The organism is Deltaproteobacteria bacterium, assembly GCA_040223695.1.
In the GTDB taxonomy this organism is placed as follows: domain Bacteria; phylum Desulfobacterota_D; class UBA1144; order Nemesobacterales; family UBA2774; genus JAVKFU01.
Map to the genome: position 1 here is coordinate 278238 of JAVKFU010000015.1, position 24938 is coordinate 303175.

Genomic DNA, 24938 nt, shown 5'->3' on the forward strand with positions numbered 1-24938 from the left:
GCCGCTTGTAAATGGTTTTTTATAAACTACTTTAACATTTTACCAGATAATTCATCGTTTTGAACAGTATATTTTTTGAAATGACCTTTACTTAATGCTAAATTTCTAATGATGAAGGCTATTATACTCGGTTGCGCCACCTCTACAGGTGTTCCAATTCTGGGGTGCGGCTGTAGTGTTTGCACCTCGAAAAACCCCAAAAACAAAAGAACACGGTGCTCTCTATTCATTGAGACCGGGGGTAAAAATCTTTTGATCGACACCTCCACCGACCTCAGATTTCAGGCTATGAGGCACGGTATTACGAAGATTGACGCCGTATTATATACCCACTCCCATGCCGACCATACACACGGAATCGACGAGCTCAGGGTATTCAACTTCGTTAATAAAATGGAAATTCCCTGTTACGGGAACCGCCAAACCCTTAAAAACATTGAGAAAAATTTCAAATATATATTTGATGGCACGAATTCCGCGGGCGGCAAGCCGAAGCTTCTTTTAAATACCGTCTCTCAGGAATTCAATATATACGGCGTCACGGTGACCCCGGTCGATATTTACCACGACAACTGGACAATACTCGGTTACAGAATAGGCAACCTGGCTTATCTCACCGACTGCAGCGGCATTCCCGATGAATCGTGGGACAAGCTCCGCAACCTCGACGTCCTCATACTGAGCGCTCTCAGATACAGGCCGCATAATGCACATTTTAATGTCGAGCAGGCGGTAAGGACAGCGGAGAGAATTAAACCCGGGCTTACGATATTCACCCACATGGGGCATGAGCTCGATTATGATACGCTTTTGAAAGAGCTACCCGACTCCATGGTCCCTGCGTATGACGGTATGGAAATAGAATTCGATTAACACCGACTTGATTACCTCTCAAACTGCGGGGAAAATGTTTATAGCTATTGCAGCAGAGGGGATAAAATGCAGGAAGTTATCAAAAAATTACTACAGCCCAATGATACTAAAATCGTACTCTGCGTGCTCGACGGCCTCGGGGGCCTTCCGCAGAACGGCAAAACCGAGCTTGAAGCTGCGTCCACGCCCAATCTTGACGCGCTTGCCGGAAAAGGGGCATGCGGTCAGCATATGCCGGTAGCATTCGGCATAACGCCCGGAAGCGGCGCGGCGCACCTGGGGTTGTTCGGCTATGACCCTCTTCAATATGAAATCGGGCGCGGCGTGCTCGAAGCGCTCGGGCTCGGGCTTGAGCTTACGCCCAGCGACCTTGCCATAAGGGGTAATTTCGCAACTGTTAAATACGAAGGCGATACGCCTGTAGTTACAGACAGAAGGGCGGGAAGGATTCCTACTGAAGAGAATATCAGGATCGTATCGAGGATTACCGGGGAGATTAAAAAAATAGACGGCGTGAAGGTGAACATGGTTTCCGGAATGGAGCACAGATCGGCAATTATTTTTACCTTCCCCGAGCCGATAGGGGAGGGCGGAGACCGGATTCACGACACTGATCCGCAGATGGAAGGGAAGAGCCCGATTCCCCCGACCGGGAATAATCCCGAAGCGGCAAAAGTTGCGGCAATAGTACAAAAGTTTCTTAGCCGGGTCGCGGAGATAATAAGAGACGAGGAGCGCGCGAATTACCTGTTAATGAGGGGCTTTGCGGTTCATCCGAACCTCGCTTCCTATAAAGACGCATACGGGTTGAGCGCGGCTTGTATCGCTACTTACCCTATGTATAGAGGGGTTGCGAAGCTGGTCGGCATGGATGTGCTGGAAGTGGGGGACATGACTATCAAGAGCGAGATCGAAACCCTGAAGAGGGATTACGATAAATACGACTTCTTTTACATGCACGTTAAGAAAACGGACAGTTACGGCGAGGACGGGAACTTCGGCGCCAAGGCGAAGGTCATAGAGGAATTCGACAGCTTTGTTCCGGAGATAATGGCGCTAGCCCCGGACGTATTTGTCGTGACCGGGGACCATTCCACGCCAGCCTCGATGAAGGCCCACAGCTGGCACCCGGTACCCATAATGATCAGCTCCGGGTACACGAGGGGCGCGGGCGCCGAGGGCTTCGGAGAAACGGAGTGCGCGCGAGGCGAGCTAGGCACTTTCAGGGCGGTTGATCTTATGACCATGCTACTAGCCCACGCCGGGCGGCTTCAAAAATACGGCGCCTGAATACCGGCTTTGAGGCTCTTGAATTTAGGCGTTCTTGTGATAATTTATTTCTTCCCTCTATTTATTCGTGCCGAAGTGGTGGAATTGGCAGACACGCAGTCTTGAGGGGGCTGTGCCTTCGGGCGTGCGGGTTCGACTCCCGCCTTCGGCACCACAAATTCTTCAGAAGTTCGATTTAACTTTCCCTTAACATTTCTTGTATATTATTTACGACAAAGTGTAATGTTTTAAGGCGGGAATAAATATATGAATCCAAAATCAGGCGCGAAGCGGTTGACGGGATATTCTTTTCTGGTAGTTTTTGCAAACGACGGCACAATCAGCGAAGAAGAGCTCAGGATGCTAGAAAAGATAGCTCTCGAAGACAGGGTAGTGGATGAGGACGAAAAAAGGATTCTGCAAAAGGTATTCTCACGTGTAACCAAAGATCAGGTGACCGACACTGTCTGGAAGGAAATTTCGGATTTCCGCGACAAGCACGGGATATGAAAATTTTCTGCGCCTCCCGTTTGTGAATTAATACTCTCTTTAATCCCCGTTTCACACAAGCCCGCTTTTCTATTACAGCCGCACTTTCCGTATTACATCATTTTGGCGCATTGCCTTATATTCCGGCGATTCTATAATGCTAAGCACAATGTTAATATAGATTGGTGCTTTTAATATTTCACATGGAGAAAATTTAATGCCGGAAAATAACAATAATGAGGGTTGGAGAGAAAGGGTTCATGAAATAATATTTGAGGCCGATACGCCTCTCGGCAAGCTGTTCGATGTGGTATTGATCGTCAGCATCATCGCGAGCGTCATTGCCGTAATGCTGGACAGCGTGGGTTCCATAAGCGCAAGATACGGCAATGTTCTCTACTCACTCGAGTGGTTTTTCACTATCCTGTTTACTATCGAGTACGTCTTGAGACTTGTCACGGTGCGGCGTCCCCTTAAATACGCTACGAGCTTTTTCGGAATCGTCGATCTGCTCACGGTTATTCCGACATATCTGGACTTGCTCCTCCCGGGCGCCAGGTTTTTGCTGGTTATAAGAGTCTTGAGGGTTCTCAGGATATTCCGGGTGCTCAAGCTCGCCAAGTATGTCGGGGAAGTCAATATGCTTGTAAGCGCTATCAAAGCAAGCAGCAGGAAAATAACCGTATTCCTCTTTGCTATCGTAACGATAGTCGTTGTTCTCGGCTCCCTCATGTACATGGTGGAAGGGGCTGAGAACGGCTTTACGAGTATTCCGCTAAGTGTTTACTGGGCTATAGTTACATTGACGACAGTGGGGTACGGCGATCTGTCTCCTCAGACAAGCCTCGGGCAGACGCTGGCTGTGGTGGTGATGATATCGGGTTACAGTATAATCGCGGTTCCCACAGGAATAGTTACCGCGGAGCTCTCGCAGTCTTATAAAAGAGGCGTTACGACGCGCTCATGTATGCACTGCAGCAGGGAAGGGCATGATTTAGACGCGAAACATTGTAAATATTGCGGAGAGGAGCTTTGATCATTGTAAAGTCGTTCTAATCATAGTTTCCTGAATACGCGTAAGAGGTAATAAAAAGAGGGGAGCAGTAAAAAGCCGCCGAGCACAAGCGTAGCGAGAAGTAATTTCAGTGTACTTTCCGGCGCCGCGGCATTGAAAATAGTTACATTCGGTTCTACGAGGTACGGGTATTGCGCAATCGCCCATCCCAGGATTATAAGCGACACCTGGCCTATCGCGCACATCCTCGCTAATCTAAATCTTCTTGTTATCAGCGCAACGAAAGCCGAGACAGCCAGGATAAATACTACAACTTGTATACCCCACGCCCACCAATTCTCACTCAGCTCCCGACTTATTGTAGGCGCGCCCGAGCCTGAAAGCACATAGACGGCGATCGCGAGTAAACCGGATATTACGGCTGATATTAATGCCCTGCCGCGGAAATCGTCCTGTAATTCCTCATCGTCCGTTTCAAGTGTTAAGTAGACGGCGGCCAGATAAGCGAAGAGAGCCAGCGTGAATAATCCCACAAAGAGCGCGAACAGTGAGAACCAGGGCTTAATGAAGCCGTCTCTGACAATCCCGTTCTCGACAATTACATTCCCGGATATGATCGCCCCTAGTATCACTCCCAGGAGTACGGGCGTTATCAGGCTTGATACGGAAAAGACCAGCCCCCAGCTCCTCGATTCCTCTTTCTTGGCGTCGTATGTGCGAAACGCGAAAGCCGAGCCTCTAAAAACTATGCCGATTAACATCAGCGTTAAAGGAATATGAAGAACGGTGCTGATGGTCGAAAAGCCCGCGGGAAAGGCTGTAAATAGAATTACGATAACCAGTATCAGCCACACGTGGTTTGCTTCCCAGACGGGCGATATAGCCTCGGCAATCACCTCTCTCTGCTTTCTGGCTCTTTTCCCGAATGCCAGTAGGTCCCACACGCCTCCGCCGTAATCCGCCCCCCCTTTCAAAGCGTAGAGGATTAGCGAAATCAGCATTATCACGGATATTATTACTTCAAACGAAAATATCATGGCTCGGAATTCCCCTTATCGACGTATTCGGGGCTTGCCCTGAACTGTCTCAGCAGGAGTAAAACCACGATTGCGGAAAGGAATATGTAGATCAGCGTAAAGGAACTGAAGGTCACGACCAGACCGGGCATGGGCGTTAGAGCGTCGGCTGTCTTCATGACCTCATAAATTATCCAGGGCTGCCTTCCGACCTCGGTGACCGTCCACCCCGCTTCAATGGCTATAAAACCGAGGGGAGAGCACAGCATCAAAATACGTAGGAGCCGTCTGGAATTATAAATTTTCTTTCTTCTAATCATTAGTATGAAGCAATAAATGGATATGGCTATCATGATTAATCCTGCCGCGACCATAATCTGAAAAGCGACGTGAACGATGGCCACGGGCGGCCAGAGATCGCGCGGGAAGCTTTGGAGTCCCTTAACTTCCGCCTTCGGATTGTTATAAGCCAGCAGACTCAGCCCGTAGGGGATCTCGAGCGCGTATTTTGTTCTCATCTCGTCGACATCGGGTATCCCGCCGATCTTAAGCGGAGCCCCTTTCTCGGTCTTGAACTGGCCCTCGAAAGCGGCGAGCTTGAGCGGCTGATTTTGCGCGACAGTCTTTGCAAGTATGTCTCCGCTCACGGGTTGTATTACAGCAGCTACACCCCCTATGGCCAGAGCGATATAAAGGGCTTTCTGGTGAAACTGATTTCTCGGATTTTTGAGCAAGAGAAAGGCGTGTATGCCTGCGACCGCAAAACCGGTTGCGGCATAAGCCGCGATAATCATATGCAGGCTCTGCGAAAAAGCCGCCGGATTGAGCATGGCTGAAATGGGGTCGATATTTACGGGCTTTCCGTCAATGAGATCAAACCCGGCAGGGGTGTTCATCCAGGCGTTGGCTATTGTAACAAATATTCCCGACGCGGCCCCGCTGACGGCGACTAAAGCTCCGGAAATTAAATGAACGGTCGGATTAACCTTGTTCCATCCGTAAAGATAAATACCGAGAAAGATCGCCTCTGTAAAAAAGGCAAATCCCTCGAGTGAGAACGGCATGCCTATTATAGAGCCCGCCCATTCCATAAAATTGGGCCACAGCAGCCCGAGCTCGAAAGACAGAACCGTACCCGAGACGGCTCCAACGGCGAAGAGGATCGCCGTTCCCTTCGCCCAATGCTTGGTTAGTGAGAGATAAACTTCTTTTTTTGTCCTGAGCCATTTCCATTCCGCGATAACCATCATAAGCGGCATAGCGATGCCCGCTACGGCAAAAATGATGTGAAAGCCTAAGGAAATGGCCATTTGAAGTCTGGCAGCCAGGAGAGAATCCATTGTTATCAGTTTCAGAAAACGATTATTTCAACCCTCGGAACCCTTTGAAAGCACCTGTTATGAATCTTTCATCTCACTTTTAATAGTCTAAAGGGTACTCTATCCAAATCAATCCTCTTAAACATAGTTTTTAAGACAACTGTTCCCGGAACTCTAACTAACCCTTTTCCGGTATATAAAGAATCGCTTCGATAGTTTCTTTGCGAGTGTCTAAAGATTCCGTACGCACTTGTTTAGGATAAATAAGTGATTACTTTTTATACACGATACTGCGATATTCTGTATATTTTTTGACCTTCAATGTAATTTCAATATATTTAAGTGAAGAAAATACCGAGAAACTTAACCGTATAATATCGGGCAGTTAGCCGCGGTAAATATACAGAAGCTGATACCTGGTATGCTTATTGCTTTGTTCTTTAGTGTTTGGTATTAACCTCTATATAATGGAACGGAATTCGGACAATGGAAAGGATATTACAGGCCCGAGCCCGGCGGTTTCTGAGTCACCGGGCATTTACTCCGCCGGAGTGAACGCAGATGCGCTGAAATTTGCGTAAAAGCTCATCGCTATATAAAATAATTTAGACTGGAATATAGATTTTTAAGGAGAACATATAAAGAATATCAACACAAGGGAGAAGTTATGGAGGTACAGGTAAAACAAAAATCGATGAAGGAAATAAAGGAAGGCTTGCCTGAGGAGGTCCGTGAGGAGCTCGATTTGTACGAGCGTCAGATACAGGACTATCTCGCCGGGCTCACGGGGGATATCAAGTTCCAGAAGATACGGCTCCAATTGGGCACTTACGCCCAGCGTCAGGACGGTGTACAGATGCAGCGTATCAAAATCCCGTTCGGAGGCCTAAATTCGCTGCAGTTAAGGCAGCTTGCGGATGTAGCGGACAAGTACGCGAGCGGGTTTATGCATCTAACTACCAGGCAGGACGTGCAACTTTATTACATCAGGATAGAGACCGTGCCAAATATGATGCGTGAGCTTGCGGACGTAGGAATTACGACCCGTGAGGCTTGCGGAAATACGGTGAGAAACGTAACCGCGTGCCATCAGTCCGGCGTTTCTCCTACCGAAACATTCGACGTAACCCCTTATGCGGAAGCGTTTAAAAATTTCATGCTCCGAAACCCTATTTGTCAGAATATGGGCAGAAAGTTCAAAGTATGCTTCGAGGGCTGTCAGGATGTGGATCATGCGGGAGTCAGAATTCACGATCTCGGTTTCAGGGCGCGTGTCAGGGATGTGGACGGCGAGCTGAGGCAGGGATTTCAGGTCCACGTGGGCGGCGGATTGGGTGCTTCTCCTTCACTCGGCGAACTGTGGACGGAGTTCATGCCAGTTGAGGATATGATTCCCTTCTCGGCGGCTGTTATCCGAATATTCGACCGCTACGGGGAGCGTAAAGTGCGCATGAAAGCGCGAATGAAGTTCCTGGTTAGAAAATTGGGATTTGAAGAGTTCCGTAAAAAGGTGGAGGAAGAATGGGCCGCACTGAAGGTCGATCCTTCCTGGAATGACTATTTGGCAGATATTAAGGAAGAAATAACTCCTCCTGAAATTAATGAAAATATTCCTTCCGCGCTTGAAGGCACGGAAACGGATCCCGCCTATCTGAAGTGGAAAGAGTCCTGCGTCAGGCCGCACGAGCTTGACGAATTTTGCATGGTCAACCTGAAGATACATAACGGGGATGTGGAATCTGAGACTGCCAGAAGACTGGCTGACATTACCGATATTTATTCGGCGTCCGATATAAGGATAAGCATCGGTCAGAATTTGATACTCCGCTGGATCCCGAAGACTGCGCTTCCGTCTCTTTATTCCGCGCTTAAGGAGATAGATATTGTCGGGCTCGGTCCGGATACATTTAATGATATTACTGCGTGCCCCGGGGCGGATACGTGCCGTTTGGGAATTACATCGGCCAAGGGACTCGCCGACACGCTGACCGAGGGGATGACAAACGGGCTCGGAGAATTCAAAGAGCTATCGAAAAACCTGAATATCAAGATTTCAGGCTGTCCGAACGCCTGTGCACAGCACGTGGTTGCGAGTATAGGGTTCCAGGGTGCTTCCTTGTCCAAAGACGGCAGGAATGTGCCGTCGGAGCAGGTTTTCGTCGGCGGCGGCTTGTACGGCGATGAAACCAGACTCGCAACATCTATAATCAAGGTGCCGACCAGAAATGCTCCAAAAGTGGTAAAAAGACTTCTGGAGGTTTACCGTGACGAAAGGGACGGCGAGGAGCATTTTGATCTTGTTATGGAGAGATTGGGCAGGGACCGTATAAAAGAAGAGATTTCACAGTTCACAGATATACCGTCTTTTGAGGAAGATCCGTCATTTTATCAGGACTGGGGACACGAAGAGGAAAAGTTCGAAATTCAGAAGGGCGTGAAAGGAGAATGCGCAGGGGCTACCGTTGAAGAAAAGGTGCCCAGTTTTGCGGACGCCCAAAAACGAGTTCAACAGGCGGAGGCCTTGCTGTCGCACGGTGAATACGAGACATCTATCATAGAGTCTTATCATTCTTGCGCCGCGAGCGCGCACGTTCCGCTCTACACTAAGCTCGTCGACCCCTTCACGTCCGAGCAGACCATGTGGGAATTCGAGAATCTTCTCGTGAGGACAGGGGAGGCCGGTGAGAAGTGGATGGACATTTCGGGAGTGCTGCAGGATATGCTCGACCAGGAAGCGTCCGAAGAGCTTGCCGTGGAGATGCTCGATATAGCGAAGGAGCTCTATGCGGAATGCGAAAGGGTGCAGATGAATCTCACGGAGCCGGCCAAGAATTAAGAGCACAGGCGGATCAAAATCACTTTGAGGGAAACACTTCCTTTATGAATCTGTCAGGCTTTTCTTCACGTGTATTAATGTTTCGTTCACAGAACTCAATTTCATTTCGATGAATCGGTTTGTATAATTTCCACTCGATTATAAACTAAGAGGCTGAATAGATGTATGTACCGGGAACCAAATTCAAAGTGGTGCTTAAAATTACTCTCGGGGATCAGGTTTTTGAGCCCGGTCTGGTAGGAGAAATAATTAGAGGTGTTAATAAGATGGTCGGCAAGGCATACAGCGTTAAATTTGATGACGGAAGAACCGCGGAGATTCATGTGGTGATTCTGAATAATCAGACAGAGGTCGTAAAAGATACCTGATCCGAGCTAATTCAATCCTGTGGCTCTCTCCTTATTCCGCTTGTGAAATTCCGGTAAAGGCGTATCCCAAAATAAACGGGTTTTTACGACTGGCTGCACGCTTGTGGCAGGGACTGCCGGACTTTAGTGTACATTTGTAGCCATCTCGGACTTTTTTGCTTTTGAATGGTGAAGGGCGTTTTGAAGGACGCGGTCGAGTCCATAGATATCCTCGTGGAAATTAACGGAACCGTCGTCATCAACCCATGCCGTGAAATAAAGTATGTAAACCGGGACAGGTTCAGATAAATTCACGGTTTGCGTTTTCCCTCTGTTGATGGTAGAGCGGACTTTCTCATGTGACCAGGCCGGGTCTGAATAAAGTACGAACTCCGCCAGTTCAACCGGTTTCTCCACGCGGATGCAGCCGTGGCTGAAATTCCTCTGAGCCCTCTCGAAGTAACCCCTGTTCGGCGTGTCGTGTAAATAAACCGAGTGTTTATTGGGGAAGAGGAATTTAATTCTTCCGAGCGGGTTTGAAGGGCCGGGATTTTGACGAAGCCTGTAATTACCCGAAAGTACCTTGGATATATATTCTTCCTTTGCTGCTTTTGCACCTGCATCTTCCACAGGGGTTGCGTTACCGTTACCGATTATTGAGGCTAGATCCCCTGAATTTACGTCGGCTTCCTTTTTCTCGGGCGGCTGGTATTTGAGGCCTACTGCCTGAATGTTTCTGCTGGTCATATAATCGGGGTCGGATTTGATCTTGGGAGCAATGTCATCCCTGAATATACTGTGCGGTATATTCCAGTAGGGATTTATAACAATGTGCGTCATCTGTTCACTGAAAATAGGGGTATTCCATTGGGGCTTGCCCACGACTATACGCATCGTAAGCGCATTATTGTTGTTTTCCACCGCATACAGGTGGAAGTTGGCAATGTTCACGAGTATATAACGGGTTCCCAGACTCTGAGGCAGTAACCGCCATCGCTCCATCGTGAGCTCAATCTGCCGTACACGCTCTTCAGCCGGAATATTTAGCGCCGCGAGCGTGGACTCCCCGACTACACCGTCCACATACAGTCCGTTTCGCTCCTGATATTTTCTTACCGCCTGATCGAGCGTACTGTCGAAAGCGTCGTTCCCGAGTGCGGAACTGTCTATTTCCCCCGTCACCAGAAGCCTTTCCTTAAGAGCAGTTACCCTAGGACCTCTCGCGCCTTTTTTAAATTTAGGCCCTTGTGGAATGGGCTCCCAGCCGCCGTCAGCAGCCAGCTTTCTGTATCTTTCAAGCGCCGTTCTGAGCTTATCGTAAACGGGATATTTCGGAAACAGGCCGTTGATCGTTTCCCTGACATTATTTTGGTTTACGGCTGTTACAAGAAGGTCCGACAAGTCTATTCTCCTTTCTCCGAATATGAGCTCTATATTAATCTGCTCGGGTGTGACCTGTCCGTATAATACGTCTTGGGCATAGCTCAGATACGAGTTCGAAAGCAGGAGGTCCAATTCCGCAAGCGACTCACTATTGACAGGGCCGCCGGAGTCCTTGTCGGCTTGAATCCTGTTTAGCTCGTAGTCGATTTCGGTAAGACAATAACTGTTAGGGTTTAATCCTTCTCTGTAGCTGTCTTTTATGACATCTATCATTTCGTATGCCTGCGGGCGCGGACCGTTTTCATCTATCCACAATGGCTGGTAATTACGGTTCCGGTAAATTAACGGAAGCGATGCATGAGCTTTTATAGCCTTGGAATCTATTATAAATTTCCCCGGGTATTGAGGGTTATTTATTTTGAGCCCTATTAAACTGCTTATTTGATTAAGCGTAATTTCTTTATTGTCAGGCGCCGGGTCTTGGATTTCATGTACGGAGCTTTCCTGATTGGCGGGCACGCAGCCCGAGATAATAGTACCGGTAATGGCCAGCATAATTGTGAAAACGGGTAGTAGATTTCTCATCAATGCGTTAATCGGATTAAGCATCTTTTATCTCGATTTACCTATAGTCACTATCCAGAATAAATATAACTGTCCGCAATGGATAGCCGAAATTTTAGATTATGTGAATAAAAAATATAACCCCTCGGTAACTATTATAATACTAAATTTATATTAAGGCTAGGGATTTATATCATATATGTATTGATACAGGGCTAAACCGTTTTTGAGTCGGATAACAGGCCAAGTGTAGTTTTGTCATCTTTTTCATCGATTGTATTGGGGCTGCGCCTGTATTGTTAATTTTTCTCATCTGTAAGTTGTGAGCTGTTGACTTTTTTAAGAAATAAAACTATACATCGTTATATAAAGTCTTATCGAAAGAGCAGCGGAGGTTAGATTATTATGGCTAAATTCAAGAGCGGATTCTCGATACGGGTATTTTTGGTGCTAGTTTCAGCCCTCATATTCTTGGGCGTAAGCGAAAGTATTACGGTACTGGCACAAACCGAAGAAGAAGGTTCGGGCTCCAATATATTACTGATTCTGGACGGTTCGGGGAGCATGGCCGGACAGATAGAAGGTAAGGCCAAGATGAATGTTGCGAAAGAGGTCATGACGGATTTGATCAATGATTTGCCCGATGATGTCAGTGTCGGCCTTGTTGTATACGGGCACAGGAGCAAGGGAGATTGTGACGATATTGAGATGATGGCTGAAATGGGGGAGATTGATAAAGCAACCTTAACCCGGAAAATTGAGTCGATAAGCCCGAGGGGAAAAACCCCGATTGCAAAATCTCTTGAGATGGCCGGAGAACAGCTGGAGGCTATGGAGGATCTGACGACTGTGGTCCTTGTCAGCGATGGAGAGGAGACTTGCGAGGGAGACCCGTGCGCCCTGGTAAAATCTTTAAAAGAAAAAGGTATTAACGTTAATGTGCATGTTGTTGGGTTTAACGTGGGAGAAAAAGAGAAAGTCCAGCTCAGCTGTATTGCGGATGCGGGGGGCGGCAGATATTTCACGGCTAATAATGCGGATCAGCTTAAAGAGGCTCTTTCCGAAGTAAGAGAAGAAGTTGTTGTAAAAAAAGATGTGCCGAAGATGAACCCGCTTCCAATGGGCGGTGACAGAAAGGAGACAGCTGTACCGATCTCTGCAGGGGATTACGGGACGGACCATGAGATAGCTAAAGGCCTTACGGAGTACTTTGCGGTTAAATTATCGCCCGGTCAAACCCTGAGTGTCGGATTTCGAACACCGGATACGACGAATCCCTATGCGGGAGCCTCGATTTACAATGAAGAGGGTAATCTCGTTATTAAAGAAACGATCATAGGCAGTCCCGGGACGCTTAAGTCTGTCAGCTGGAGCCCCGATTCAAACAAAGACGAAAGTATGCTCTACATCGGGGTAGGCAACGATTACGACGAGAATGCTATTGAGACGGCCTATTACATTACAATTGAAGATAACTTCGATATTGGCAGCGCGACAGACGCCGGGGAGATATTCGACAATGCGATTAATCTCGAGCCGGGGAAGAGTAGCGGCCACCTGTCCGGGAAACGGGGAGAGGACAAGAAGGATTTCTATGCGGTCAAAATGAATGCCGGACAAAAGGTGAGTGTTAAAATAACGCCTGAATCCGATACGGGATTTAAGCTGACTATCTTCGATCAGGACCGTGTAATTGTCAATAGCAAAGCTTCGGCCAATCCCGGAGCGATAACGCGGATTTCATGGACTGCGCCGGAGGATCAGGAAGTCGTATATATACTGATCGAGCCCCATAGATTCCCGGGTGAATCCTCGGCCATCAAGTATGATATGGATGTATCGCTCGACTGAGCCCTGAATGATTGAAGTGTGATAATTTTATATGAAGGATAAGCTTCGCTGAATGGTTAACTCAGGGAAGGTTTGAAACGGAGCACTTCCACCGCATTCTAAGGGTTCACTGAGGATTCGGTGGTTTGAAAAATCCAGCGATAGATCCTATCAGGCAAGAATTTCGTTCAATTGCGGCAATCCCTCAATCGTATAATCGGGCGGTGGTTCTGCTTGTAGTGAAGCGCGGTTTTTATTCAGCCAGACCGTTTTAATTCCCACGGCTTTCGCTCCTCTGACATCGGCACTGAAATTATCCCCTACGAAGAGAGCGTCTTCCGGTTCGATGTTTAGAAGCATCAGGGCGCGTCTGAATATAATATCTTTTGGTTTTCTCCATCCGACTTCCTCCGATATTACAATCTGCTCGAAAAATCTCCCTATATCATACTTATCGATCAGGGCGTGAGCGGTGGGGGCATAATCGAAGTTTGAAACTATTGCCGTAAGGTAGCCTTTCTCCTTAACTTTCTCCAGAGTGCGTTTGTTTTCTTCCGGGAATTCTATACACTGCGCGAGTCCGTCCATATGCGCGACTACCATTTCGTCTGCCAGCCTGTCGGTTTTTTCATTCGGAGTTAATTTCATATTCTGAAGCATCAATATAAACCTGTTACGGTTGGGAAACTCTCTGTATTCCGCAAGCTTCATCTCCTGAAACTGATGATAGCTCTCGATGAAGTAGGGATAGAAACCGCTGAAGCTTATTTCCGGATAATACCTCTCGAAAACCGAATAGACCTCTTTGCTGGTTGTTCTTGAACGTATTCCGTTCATTTCTACCGTCGGTAGCTGTCTGAAGTTGAAATTTATAATCGTGTCAAACAAGTCGAATAATATTGCTTTGTACTTGTGCATACTTTAAGGTCCTGTCGAAATCAGGATATCTTTTCGTGTAAGTTTTACAGGTCTGGTTTTTAGACCTGATTTGCGGCCCTGGATATTTCCAATACAACTTCTACAATCTTTTTATGTACTCCCAGGGGCTCCGTCACGGTATAAGTGACGCCATTGTGCTTCCCCGCTGCCGCCTTTACCATATTCGGAATATCCTGTGTAGAGTGCCTGCCCGGTGCAAGGAAGTACGGGTGTACCACGATGTGGCCGGCGCCTTCGGCGACGCATTCATCAAAAGCTTGAGAGATAGTGGGCTCTGCCAGCTCCATATGGCAGTGTTTGACTATATCGAAGCCGCAGCCAATGTCTGATCTGACGAGATCTGTAATTTTAACGAGCATATCATTGGCTTCGCTAACCGTGCTTCCATGATCGACTAATATGAGCGCCTTTTTATTCATAATAAATACAGAGTATATCCTGTGAACCAAGAATTATTAATGCGTATCAATATAGCTTTATTAAGCTACTCGGAATTGTACGCGTTCAATTTTATGGATTCGAGAACTATTTCCGCAGAGCGGTAGAACTCTTCCAATACTAGATACTCGTTAACGGTATGCAGCTCGTACATGCCGGTTCCGAGGTTGACGCATTCTATGCCCATCTTATTGAAGTAATTGGCGTCGCATCCTCCACCGCTCGTATGAAGCGCGATATTATGACCGAGGTTTTTAACGGCGGCTTGCACCAGCCTCGCAGGAAGCGACTCCGGGGGGACATCCATTTTGTCATAGCTTCTTTCGATCTTTTCTATGAGCTTGGCGACGTGGGTTGTGCCCTCGACCGCGAGATCGTCGTGTATTGTGACTTCGTATGTGGAAACCGTTTCGTGAAAGCAGCTCCTCATATGATCTACCTGGGATTCCAGCGTCTCTTCGTTATGGCTTCTTGCCTCTCCTACTACCCTGACAAGGTTCGGGACTATATTTGTTGCCCTGCCTCCCTCTATGAGCCCTATGTTTGCCGTTGTGATTTCGTCTATTCTTCCGAGCTTCATTTTCGATATCGCTTCACTCGCGATTTGGATCGCGCTGATCCCGTTTTCAGGACAGAGCCCCGCATGGGCTTCGAGTCCGTGTACATTGAATTCAAGCTTGACCGCGGAAGGGCATCTGAGCACCAGACGGGATGGTGTGCTGCTGTCGAGCACTACGCCGTGTCTTGATCTGAACCTGGATATATCGATATGCTTTGCTCCGAGCAGTCCTATCTCCTCACAGATTGTAAAGGCGACTTCAATATCTCCGTGCGGAATATTTTTTTCCTTTAGCGTCCTTAATACCTCCACTATTACCGCTACTCCGCTTTTGTCGTCGCTTCCCAGAATTGTCGAGCCGTCACTTTTCATGATACCGTTTTCGATTCTCGGGCTTATGCCTTCCCCGGGCCCGACCGTATCCATATGGGCCGAGAGAAAAAACGGGCGTGCGTCCGACCTGTTCCCCTTTAATCTTACGATAAGATTGCCGACATTTCCGTTTACCTTTTCACCCGCAAAATCGTAAAGGCATTCGGCCCCAAGCTCTTCCATCTCGCGCTCGAGCTTGGTTGCGACGTCTTTCTCCATTTTTGAAAGGCTGTCTATCCTTATCAGATCCATTGCGTGCTCTGTCATTCTTTCTCTTTCGATCATAAGGGCTCCGAGCTTGTATCTTGTATATAGTATGGATTATAAATGATAGATTGGTAAATTCGAGCTCACCAAAAAATGAGTATAACTTACGGGACTTCTTTTAGGAATTCAGTAATTGCTCGGGACAGAGAATAAATATTATCCTTTCAGGGGGCGTATTTAACTTTGATAAGACCAAACCTGCAGTTATGACTCGTGGAGAATCCCCTGGAGGATGTCGATTACTTTTAGAAGTTCGGGCCTGTTGAGTGAGTATATGCGGTTTTGTTTTACCTTCTTTTCGTTTATCAGATTTGCTTCTTTCAGTATTTTCAAATGATTCGATACAGTAGGTTGAGATATATTAAATTTGCCCGCTATTTCACCCGCGCTTGCATCATTCTTTCCGAGTATGTTGAGAATAGTCCTTCTGCGTTCATCGCTGATGGCTTTGAATTTACAACCCATATTCAGTCTCCGTGGGGATAGTTTTTATTTAGATAATTATGAAAATTAATTTTATATGAGAAATTTTGTAAAATCAAATACCGGGCTAAGAATTATTAAAATTTCTCAACAGATGGTCGTAGGTCAAGCTCGAGTGTCCAGGAAGTCTTGTCCTGGATATGTATCTGCCAGTATTGCTCGGATATTGCCTCGGGTGAGAGGAAGCTGCCGGGCTCTCTGTCCGGTTGGCTTTGATTGTTTTCCTTGCTTGCGATTTGTCCGTCTATTATCACGTGCGCTACATGTATTCCCTCAGGGCCCAGCTCCCTTGCCATTGACTGAGCGAGAGCGCGCAAACCGAATTTACCCACCGCGAGACGCGCGAAACCCGCACTGCCACGCATGGATGCGGTAGCGCCCGTGAATATAATAGTTCCTCGACTTAGTTCGAGCATGGATGGAATAGCTTGCTTCGCGCATAGAAACGCGCCGAAGCAGTTTGTTTCCCATGAGCTTTTAAAATTTTCGGGTTCAATATCTATGATGCTCTGGGTTTCAAAATCGCCCGCATTGTATACAAGAATGTTTATATTACCGAAAGTTTCAACTATGTGCTTGAAGGCGGTCTCTACTTGTTTTGCGTCTGTTACATCGCAGGGTAGGGCTACTGCACTGCCTCCTTCTTCTTCGATAACTCCCTTAATTTTTTCCAGGTTTTTAGGAGTTCTTGAAATGAGGAATACCGTGTAACCTTCTTTTGCGAATTTGCGTGAGAGGGCGGATCCCAGTCCCGGGCCTACTCCTACGATGACGGCTGTTTGATATTTATCCATGGGCGCTTCAGCTTGGACCTTGATTGCCTACAGTGTGATCTGTGAGCTTCCGATACTCATTGTCCGGGCAGTTGATTGTTTTAATTATTGACTATCGCTCTGTCAATCGACCAAATACCTCCGCCTTTAATCAATACAATCAAACCAAGCCCTACGGCAAGTATATGGTATTCATATCCCTCCCCCGCTTTACCGCCGAGCCAGTTCATGAAGAACCCGTTAGGGAGGTGTACCATGAATATCGCTCCCAGCATTATCAGGGTTATACCGAATGCGGCGATTCTGCTAAGGAAACCCAGTATCAGGCCGAGTGCGCCGAAAGATTCGCCGATAATTATTAAAATTGCGACAAAAGCAGGCATACCGCTGCTGACAAAAAAGTCCACTGTTCCGGAAAACCCGGCCCCTCCGAACATTCCCAAAAGTTTCTGAAGTCCGTGTGGAAGTATTACTATGCCCAAAGCGATCCTTGCTATAAATGCGCCTACGTCACCTTTTGTACCTAACAATGAGCTTATCATTCGGAACCTCCTTTCAGCTGTGATCGATCCTTAAGTATTTATTCTATCTCAAGAGAGCAGGGATTATCAAGGCTTAACCTGTGTCATTGGCTATTGATTTGTTATAAGGCTGATTCTAGCAGATTACTATTCTTTTAAACAGCAATAGCCAATCTTGGTGTTTCATTGCTCCTCAGTTTGGGTTATTTGATTTGTATAAGCTTCGGATATGGCTCTTCTCATTTCATCTGTTCTGAACAGGCAACGAGATTCTCATTTATCGGACCTCAAGCTGGTTTTCAAGTTCTGTTAAAACATAATAAATAGTTTGATATATATCTTCTAAGCTCCTGCTAATATACAATATAATACCTTGATAAACATTGTTAATTGTTGTTTCGTTTCTTTATCTTTGTATTTTTCAGCTGTTTTTCTTTAAAGGTGAAATATAAATATATATATTAACCGGCTGCACTCATTAATAATATGTCACCTAATGCAATATCTTAGTTGTAGGTTAAAACTTAAAGAAAAATTAGTGTAAGTGACGGATTTTATTGAAATCTTAAATATAGTGAGCATAGCAAGGCAATGATGGCATATATTTTATATGCTAATATATGATCAATTTGATATATATAATCTTTCCTCAAGCGATTCAAATGGAGCAAGGGCTGAGCGTATTACAATGAAAAATTTGTAAATTCAGGCCCTATATAATCCTTGAGGTTTGATTCCTAGTCGTCCTTATTCGCAGCAGAAGCCGTTGATAGCGCCCGCTCTTCAATCTTTATCCTTCTATGCAGTAAGGCTAGATTGAGCATGCTGAATAGTGCAGAAGTGAAATAGCAGGAAAAGACCAGGGGAATTACCGCTATTTCAATAGTAACGGCGGCATAATTTGGGTGTCTAATATATTTGTAAGGGCCCTTCCTGATTAACGGCGAGCCGGGAATTACCAAAATCTTGGTGTTCCAGAATTCTCCTAAACTGTAGATAGACCAGTACCTTAAGGCCTGAGCAAGCACGAAGAGCAATATAAAGATCGTCCAAAAACTATTTAAAGACTTTTTGAGAAGTAAGTACTCCAGGCAGAGGGAGATAAAAAAAGCCGCGTGCATCGCTACGATCACCAGGTACCCTTTGCTATCGTATTCGATTGCACCCTTTTTTCTTACTTTAGATTCATTTCTCCTCGCAACCAGGAGTTCGGCTATACGCTGTAACAGGACTATTGCTAGAAAGAGCAAAAATGGCTTCATTCTATTGTAAATAAGATAAGCTCGGAACTGAAACCCGGACCGAGCGCTGAAATGATGCCGTAGTCTTCTTCACTATAATTTTGCTCTTGCAAAAATTCTTTTAGTACATAGAGCACGGTAGGTGATGACATGTTGCCGTGCTCTCTCAGAACCTTTCTTGCATGCCTGAACGTTCCCTCCTTTAAACCCAGCGAGCTTTCGTATTCATTTAAGACTTTAGGTCCGCCGGGATGAACAACGTAGTGCTTGAGATCCGAAACGCTCAGACTGTAGTCCGTTAGCAATTCCTCAATGTTGGATCTGACCTTGTCTCTTACTATGGAGGGAATATCTTTACTGAATATGGCTTTAAAGCCGTCACTTAATATTTCCCACCCCATTACGTCGAGCGAATTATAGTAGGTGGTCGAGAGGGACTCTATAAGTTTAAGTTTTGAGGATTCGTACAGCTTATTTTCTTTTCCGGCCACAATTACGGCTGCGGCTCCGTCGGAAAATAAAGCGAGTGAGACTATATTGCTTTTGGAGTAATCTTCTCCGTGGAAAGCCAGACTGCATATTTCAAGAGCTACAAGCATGACGGCGCTTTCGGGATAGGCTTTCGTGTACTCCAGCGCCCGGCTAAGTCCAGCAGCCCCCCCTGCGCAGCCAAGCCCCCATATCGGCGTTCGCTTCACATGTGTGTCGAGCCTTAACTCATTCACCAGCAAGGCATCTATAGAAGGGCATGCGAGTCCGGTGCTGGAAACAAAAATAATATGATCGAAATCGCCAATATCTCCGTTATATCCGTTAAGGCAGTCATTTATAGCGGATTTTGACAAAGATATAGAGTTGCTCAGATATGACTCGGACCTTTCCTTAAAATTTTTGTCGCTTTCAAACCACTCCCGGGGATGGACGAATCTCCGGGAATCTATCATCGAATTGTCGAATACCCCGAGAATCCTCTCGATGTTGTCCCCGTTTTTAGAGAAAAGCGCTCGAGCAAAATTTTTCACTTCGTTTTGGTCGAACTCAAAGGGCACTTGCGCTGTTCCAACAGAAATTATTTTTGACATGCTTTATTTGCCGATTCAGCTTAATTATAGATCGGTTTAATTATAGTGGGCAAAAGTTGTAAGCCGCCTCCCATGCTCAGGCACCGGAAACGGCTTAGGCCTTTAGAGAGATTGATTGGTATTCTAACGGCATGATATATAAATCAAATCCTTCAAATCCACCCGGATCACTGAGCTCTCAAAGTTCGGCCCTCATTTTCAGTTAATGAATCGAGATAATACTTCATGCTCTCGATCATTTCGCTGTTCAGAGAGTAAAGTCGGTTTTGTCTGACCTTACGCTCGTTGACGATGTCGGCCTCTTTCAATATCTTGAGATGGTTCGAAATTGCAGGTTTGGATATCTCGAACTTGCTTGCTATATCTCCTGCCGCCGTCTCGCCCTGACTTAAAAATTCCAGAATTTTTCTTCTGGTATCATCTGCGATGGCTTTGTATGGGCAACCCATTGACGTTTCCTCCTTATATTTATTTGAAAATTCTTTGTTCAGTATTAATTTACCTAATTTCCGACAAGACATCTACTAAAAAAAAACGCAAATATATTATAAATAAATTGTTTTCAATATAGACATTTTGATGCCTATCACAAAAAGTTCTCCAGTGGATAAAAAAATATATTATTTTCCATCATCATTCAACTGAAGAATAGTTCAGTTACAATCTTTAGCATCTGTGCTAACATAGTCTTCAATATTTATAGCCAGGAGGTAACGTAATTGAATTTTACTCACAGTGACGAAAGCATTGTAAAATTGAAAACAGACGTACTTGTCGTCGGGAAATTCAAGGGAGAAAAATTATCCGGTCAAGCAAAGAAAATAAACGAGGCTCTCGGCGGTATTCTGAACCAGTTAGCTGTGGATGAAGAGTTTGAAGGCGATCCGGGCAGGGGTGTGATGGTAAACAGCACTTTCGGAAAAATCGGAGCCAAAAGGGTTCTCCTCCTCGGACTCGGTGATAAAGCGAAATTTACCTCCGATATAGTAAGAAAATCCGGTATATCGGCTGCGAAGAAGGTCAGGAATTTCTGTTCGACTATCGCTTTTGGTTCAGAGTTGTGTGACGGGAGAGGATTTGTGTCGGCACTCGCCGAAGGGCTTATGCTGGGCGTTTACGACTTTAATAAATACAAAAGCGAGAGCGTAGAACGAACCGGGATAGACAGAGTCGTGCTCCTGTCAGCCGGGATAAAGGATAAAGTTTTCGATAAGGAAGTCGGGTTCGCAAAGGCGGTATCGGAGTCGACTAATCTTGCGCGCGATCTTGTAAACGAGCCACCCGTGTATATGACGCCCGCTAAACTCGCGGAAGCGGCGGAAACAATAGCGGAAGAAGGGAAACTGGAATGCGAAATATTTAACCTCGAGGAGATCAGGAAACGAGGGATGGGGGGTCTCATGGCTGTCTCTAGCGGGAGCGATGAAGAGCCCAGGTTTATTCATTTGAAGTACGAGCCGTCTAGAAAGCCGAAAAAAAACCTCGCCATTGTGGGTAAGGGGATTACTTTTGATTCAGGCGGCCTGTGTCTTAAACCTGCCGACAGCATGAGAACGATGAAAATGGATATGGCGGGCGCGGCTGCGGTAATAGGCGTTATGAAGGCCATATCCGCTCTAAAACCCTCCGTGCGGGTTCACGGCCTGATTGCTTCGAGTGAGAACATGACAGGCCCGAAAGCCTACAAGCCCGATGACGTAATAAAGGCGTATAACGGTAAAACGATAGAGGTGATTAATACTGATGCCGAGGGGAGAATTGTTCTCTCCGACGCTCTGTCTTTTGCCGTTGAGCAGGTTAAAGCGGACGAGATTGTGGACCTCGCGACATTGACCGGAGCCTGCATGGTCGGGCTCGGCACTCATACCGCGGGACTCATGGGCAACAACCGGAAGTTGATAGACAGTCTGAAAAGGGCTTCTGAAAAGGCCGGTGAAAAAATCTGGGAGCTTCCGATGGATGATGAGTTGAGGACGGAGATTAAAAGCGAGGTTGCCGACATAAAAAATGCAGGTAGCAGATGGGGGGGCGCTATAACCGCGGCTATGTTTCTTGAAAATTTTGTGGGCGATACCCCCTGGGCGCACATTGATATCGCCGGCCCCGCATATACCGAGAAGGATAGCAGCTGGGAGCCGATAGGCGGCACGGGATTCGGCGTGAGAACTGTAATAAACTATATTCTGGGCGGATGAGCTTACTTTACGCGGGCAGGTGCCGGCCTCTTAATCTAAGGTAGCGGCTATGACTATATTAAATAGTATTTTTAAATCGTTCGGCGGATATGATTTTGTTGAAATAGAGCTGAGGGGAGAGATTCCCGAGGAAGAAAAAAAAGGGTTACTTCCTTTTTTGGGCGGCGATAAAACCCTTACAGTCGGAAATGTTGAAATTATACTTGCAACCGTGGAGGGCCTGGACAGCATTCGCGGCGTGGTAATAACGATAGGTGATCTCGGTATAGGTCCGGGACGGGCCAACTCGTTAAGAAGACGGCTCCGGGGATTAAGGAAAAAAGGGAAGAGCGTATTTATCTACCTCGAGAGCGGAGGCAACATCGAATATCTGATCGCCTCTGCGGGTGATTATATATTTGTTCCTCCGTGGGCTATGTTGAATCTTACGGGACTTAACGCCGAGGTTACCTTTTTCAAGGATACGCTTGATAAAATTGGAATTGAAGCGGAGCTGAAGGGATTCGGGGAGTATAAAAGCGCCGCGGAGACATTTACAAGGAGCTCAATGTCGGATCCCCACAGGGAAATGATTGATTCAATTATGGGAGATCTCGAAGCGCAGCTTGAGGATTATATTTCAGAGGGCAGGGGGATCGAGAAGAATGAGGTCAAAAGGATTATAGACCGCGGGCCTTTCGTTTCACAAAGCGCACTTGATGCAGGCTTGATAGACGGAGTTATTTACCCTTCTGAAATCGAAGAGAAACTTTTTGAAGTTGCCGGATGTAAAGTTCGCACGATTAACGCATACCGTTTCCTCAGAGTATTAAACCTGAAAAACAAGCTCAAATCATTTTTAGGCGTGCTTACGGGGAGGGGCGCTCTAATCGCCGTAGTCGCCGATTCCGGCATTGTCACATTAGGGGAGAGCAGGGGCGGTGGCGGAATGAAAACTATGGGTTCGATTTCGGTCATCAAGCTGCTCGATGAGGCTTCGAAAAATAGAAACGTAAAGGCTATAGTCCTCAGGATATTGACGCCCGGCGGTTCCGGCGTGGCATCCGACCTTGTCAGGAAAAAGGTCGAGTCGATTTCGGAAAAGACCCCTGTTGTCGTCTCGATGTCGGATGTGGCCGCTTCAGGCGGCTACATGATAGCTCTCGGGGCCGCTACGATCGTTGCCGACCCCATGTCGCTTACGGGCTCGATAGGGGTCGTGTCGGGAAAATTCAACCTCAAAGGATTGTATGATAGATTGGGCGTGAAAAAAGAAGGTATGTCGTATGGCCGGCATTCCGGTATGTTCAGTCTCAGCAAAGGATTTTCCGAGGAAGAAGAAAAGAAATTAGAGGACATAATGAAGTTTTACTACGACGGATTTGTTAAAACGGTTTCCGACGGAAGAGGAATGGATATGGAGGAGGCTCTAAAGGCGTCCAAGGGCAGGGTATGGACGGGAAGACAGGCGAAAGAGCTCGGTCTCGCCGACGAGCTTGGCGGGACATGGGATGCCGTAAATATTGCTTCAGGTAAAGCGGGATTGACTTACGGCGACGTTTCCGGCGTTAAATTCTACTCGGAAGATCGAGGATTTCAGCTGAGCTCCCTGTTTAAAACCTCATCCAATCTGGAGGTATTGGAAAGGTCGCTTTTGAGTCTAATTTCTCAGGGAAGAGAACGAATACTCGCCATGATGCCGTATAAGATAGATATTCGGTAACATTAGTAAAGCTTGAACTGTTTATCCAGTATCAAATGACTCAGATAACCTATTACGACAGGCGTGTAATATTCAAGTCCGCCCGCTTTGAGCTCGGGTTTTAGGATCGGCAGCACTATAAGAGGCGAGGGAACGATAAAGGCGGCGGATATCGAATGCGTCCATCCCCTGTGTTTGCCTATAATAGGCAGAAGGGCAAAGAAGCCGAGTATTGCCGCTTCTTTATATCTCTCGGAAAGAATAAATATCCCGTCCAGTACCAGAAAAAAACCGTAAAACAGTTTTTGCGCCAGGCTGTTGGTATCGATATCGGGCCAGATGGATCCCAGTATGCATAGTCCGAACCAGATAAGAACGTTCGATGTCGGTTTATAGGAAAAGAAAAAGACCAGAACTAAAATATAAATTACGAATGCCAGGGCGCCGCCTGCCAGATGCCCCTTATAAAGACTCATTCTTGACTTTGAGGGTTGCGACGACAGGGAAAAATTCGAGCCATTCTATAAAGTCGGGGTCCCTTCCTTCGACAATGTCAAAGAACCTGGATTGGAGCCTCTTGGTTATCGGGCCCGGTTTGCCTTTGCCTATCGTACGTTTGTCGACTTCTCTGATCGGGGTGATCTCAGCGGCGGTTCCGGTGAAGAACGCCTCGTCGGCTATATACAATTCATCCCGTGTAAATCTCTGGGTATCAAGCTCAATACCTTCGTCTTTGGCAAGCTTAATAACGGTGTCCCTCGTGATGCCCTCAAGTACGGATGTGAGGGGAGGAGTTTTTAAAATTCCGTTTCTGACTATGAAAATATTCTCGCCCGTTCCTTCGGCCACGTAGCCTTCGCTGTCAAGCAATATCGCCTCGTCGAATCCCATTGAGGTGGCTTCGAGCTTTGCCAAAACCGAGTTCGCATAATTGCCGGTTATCTTAGCTTTTGTCATGAAAGAATTTACGCCCATTCGGGTGTATGAAGATATCTTCGCGCTTATTCCTTTAGATAAAGCGCCCTCTCCCAAATATGTCCCCCAGGGATAGGCGGCAATAACCAGCTTGATGGGATTGTCTCCGGGATGCAGTCCGATTTTCCCTCCGCCTATATAGGCGATAGGCCTTATGTATGCTTCTTCCAGATCGTTCAGTGTAAGAATATCTATGATCGCATCACGCGTTTCTTCTTTAGTAAATGGTATTTTGATTTGAGCTATGTGCGCGGATGCATATAGACGGTCGATATGTTCGGTAAGCCTGAATATGGCGGATCTGTCGTCACCGCATTTATAAGCCCTGATTCCTTCGAATGCCGCCAGTCCATAATGAAGCGTATGGGTGAGCACATGTATGTTTGCTTCATCCCACGAAACAAAATCACCATTGAACCAGATTTTATAAGGCTTGCCGGTCATCCCCTATGCTCCTGTTTTCCGAAATTG

Annotated in this window: 23 protein-coding genes and 1 tRNA gene; 10 read left to right on the top strand and 14 right to left on the bottom strand. The window is 46.6% G+C overall.

The features are described 5' to 3' along the window. The first annotated feature begins 108 nt into the window (after positions 1-108). From RIG61_05485 to RIG61_05505, 5 genes are all read left to right on the top strand, one after another. A complete protein-coding gene (locus RIG61_05485) occupies positions 109-873 on the top strand; it encodes an MBL fold metallo-hydrolase (protein ID MEQ9618605.1) in 765 nt (254 codons plus the stop codon). 66 nt (positions 874-939) lie between these two features. Continuing rightward, a complete protein-coding gene (locus RIG61_05490) occupies positions 940-2163 on the top strand; it encodes a 2,3-bisphosphoglycerate-independent phosphoglycerate mutase (GenBank protein MEQ9618606.1) in 1224 nt (407 codons plus the stop codon). Positions 2164-2232: 69 nt separating this feature from the next. Then, positions 2233-2317: transfer RNA gene (locus RIG61_05495), tRNA-Leu, on the top strand. A 92-nt stretch (positions 2318-2409) separates the two neighbouring features. After that, positions 2410-2652, top strand: coding sequence for a hypothetical protein (locus RIG61_05500; protein MEQ9618607.1), 243 nt, complete (start codon positions 2410-2412; stop codon positions 2650-2652). A 196-nt stretch (positions 2653-2848) separates the two neighbouring features. Then, positions 2849-3667 (top strand): ion transporter, encoded by an 819-nt coding sequence (locus RIG61_05505; GenBank protein ID MEQ9618608.1) that lies wholly within the window; start codon positions 2849-2851, stop codon positions 3665-3667. 20 nt (positions 3668-3687) lie between these two features. Here RIG61_05505 and RIG61_05510 read toward each other — a convergent pair whose 3' ends face one another. Both RIG61_05510 and RIG61_05515 read right to left on the bottom strand, forming a co-directional pair. Continuing rightward, entirely contained in the window at positions 3688-4683 is a 996-nt protein-coding gene (locus RIG61_05510) for a cytochrome d ubiquinol oxidase subunit II (GenBank protein MEQ9618609.1), read from the bottom strand. After that, on the bottom strand, positions 4680-5972 hold the full coding sequence (locus RIG61_05515) for a cytochrome ubiquinol oxidase subunit I (protein ID MEQ9618610.1): 1293 nt from the start codon (positions 5970-5972) through the stop codon (positions 4680-4682). The genes RIG61_05510 and RIG61_05515 overlap by 4 nt, the downstream gene beginning before the upstream one ends. Before the next feature lie 676 nt (positions 5973-6648). Here RIG61_05515 and RIG61_05520 point away from each other — a divergent pair. Together RIG61_05520 and RIG61_05525 are read left to right on the top strand one after the other, a co-directional pair. Next, positions 6649-8817: a nitrite/sulfite reductase gene (locus RIG61_05520; protein MEQ9618611.1), complete on the top strand. Its 2169-nt coding sequence runs from the start codon at positions 6649-6651 to the stop codon at positions 8815-8817. Between the two features lie 161 nt (positions 8818-8978). After that, complete coding sequence (locus RIG61_05525; GenBank protein MEQ9618612.1) at positions 8979-9185, top strand: hypothetical protein; 207 nt, start codon at positions 8979-8981, stop codon at positions 9183-9185. Positions 9186-9308: 123 nt separating this feature from the next. Here the strand turns inward: RIG61_05525 and RIG61_05530 are convergent, their stop codons facing one another. Then, complete coding sequence (locus RIG61_05530; GenBank protein ID MEQ9618613.1) at positions 9309-11132, bottom strand: L,D-transpeptidase family protein; 1824 nt, start codon at positions 11130-11132, stop codon at positions 9309-9311. Positions 11133-11516: 384 nt separating this feature from the next. Between RIG61_05530 and RIG61_05535 the strand changes: the two genes are divergently transcribed. Further along, the gene (locus RIG61_05535) at positions 11517-12962 is read left to right on the top strand and encodes a VWA domain-containing protein (GenBank protein MEQ9618614.1); all 1446 of its coding nucleotides are present in this window, start codon (positions 11517-11519) and stop codon (positions 12960-12962) included. Between the two features lie 150 nt (positions 12963-13112). Here RIG61_05535 and RIG61_05540 read toward each other — a convergent pair whose 3' ends face one another. The 9 genes from RIG61_05540 to RIG61_05580 form a co-directional block, all read right to left on the bottom strand. After that, positions 13113-13859, bottom strand: coding sequence for an HAD family hydrolase (locus tag RIG61_05540; GenBank protein ID MEQ9618615.1), 747 nt, complete (start codon positions 13857-13859; stop codon positions 13113-13115). 59 nt (positions 13860-13918) lie between these two features. Next, positions 13919-14299 carry a CbiX/SirB N-terminal domain-containing protein gene (locus RIG61_05545; GenBank protein ID MEQ9618616.1) on the bottom strand — a complete coding sequence of 127 codons (381 nt, stop codon included), beginning with the start codon at positions 14297-14299 and terminating at the stop codon, positions 13919-13921. Positions 14300-14364: 65 nt separating this feature from the next. Then, complete coding sequence (locus RIG61_05550) at positions 14365-15534, bottom strand: M20/M25/M40 family metallo-hydrolase (GenBank protein ID MEQ9618617.1); 1170 nt, start codon at positions 15532-15534, stop codon at positions 14365-14367. Positions 15535-15720: 186 nt separating this feature from the next. Then, positions 15721-15981 carry a metalloregulator ArsR/SmtB family transcription factor gene (locus RIG61_05555; protein MEQ9618618.1) on the bottom strand — a complete coding sequence of 87 codons (261 nt, stop codon included), beginning with the start codon at positions 15979-15981 and terminating at the stop codon, positions 15721-15723. Between the two features lie 95 nt (positions 15982-16076). Next, complete coding sequence (locus RIG61_05560; protein ID MEQ9618619.1) at positions 16077-16793, bottom strand: SDR family NAD(P)-dependent oxidoreductase; 717 nt, start codon at positions 16791-16793, stop codon at positions 16077-16079. An 80-nt stretch (positions 16794-16873) separates the two neighbouring features. Beyond that, complete coding sequence (locus RIG61_05565) at positions 16874-17314, bottom strand: DoxX family protein (GenBank protein ID MEQ9618620.1); 441 nt, start codon at positions 17312-17314, stop codon at positions 16874-16876. A gap of 716 nt (positions 17315-18030) precedes the next feature. After that, positions 18031-18543, bottom strand: a complete 513-nt coding sequence (locus RIG61_05570; GenBank protein ID MEQ9618621.1) for an isoprenylcysteine carboxylmethyltransferase family protein — start codon at positions 18541-18543, stop codon at positions 18031-18033. A gap of 8 nt (positions 18544-18551) precedes the next feature. Continuing rightward, complete coding sequence (locus tag RIG61_05575; GenBank protein MEQ9618622.1) at positions 18552-19616, bottom strand: 3-oxoacyl-[acyl-carrier-protein] synthase III C-terminal domain-containing protein; 1065 nt, start codon at positions 19614-19616, stop codon at positions 18552-18554. Between the two features lie 167 nt (positions 19617-19783). Beyond that, on the bottom strand, positions 19784-20065 hold the full coding sequence (locus RIG61_05580) for a metalloregulator ArsR/SmtB family transcription factor (GenBank protein ID MEQ9618623.1): 282 nt from the start codon (positions 20063-20065) through the stop codon (positions 19784-19786). Positions 20066-20335: 270 nt separating this feature from the next. Between RIG61_05580 and RIG61_05585 the strand changes: the two genes are divergently transcribed. Next, positions 20336-21811 carry a leucyl aminopeptidase gene (locus RIG61_05585; protein MEQ9618624.1) on the top strand — a complete coding sequence of 492 codons (1476 nt, stop codon included), beginning with the start codon at positions 20336-20338 and terminating at the stop codon, positions 21809-21811. Between the two features lie 49 nt (positions 21812-21860). Further along, on the top strand, positions 21861-23513 hold the full coding sequence (gene sppA / locus RIG61_05590) for a signal peptide peptidase SppA (protein ID MEQ9618625.1): 1653 nt from the start codon (positions 21861-21863) through the stop codon (positions 23511-23513). A 2-nt stretch (positions 23514-23515) separates the two neighbouring features. On the opposite strand, the gene RIG61_05595 is transcribed toward sppA, so the two are convergent. Then, entirely contained in the window at positions 23516-23968 is a 453-nt protein-coding gene (locus tag RIG61_05595; GenBank protein MEQ9618626.1) for a metal-dependent hydrolase, read from the bottom strand. Beyond that, complete coding sequence (locus tag RIG61_05600; GenBank protein MEQ9618627.1) at positions 23955-24911, bottom strand: branched-chain amino acid transaminase; 957 nt, start codon at positions 24909-24911, stop codon at positions 23955-23957. The genes RIG61_05595 and RIG61_05600 overlap by 14 nt, the downstream gene beginning before the upstream one ends. Between the last annotated feature and the right edge of the window lie 27 nt (positions 24912-24938).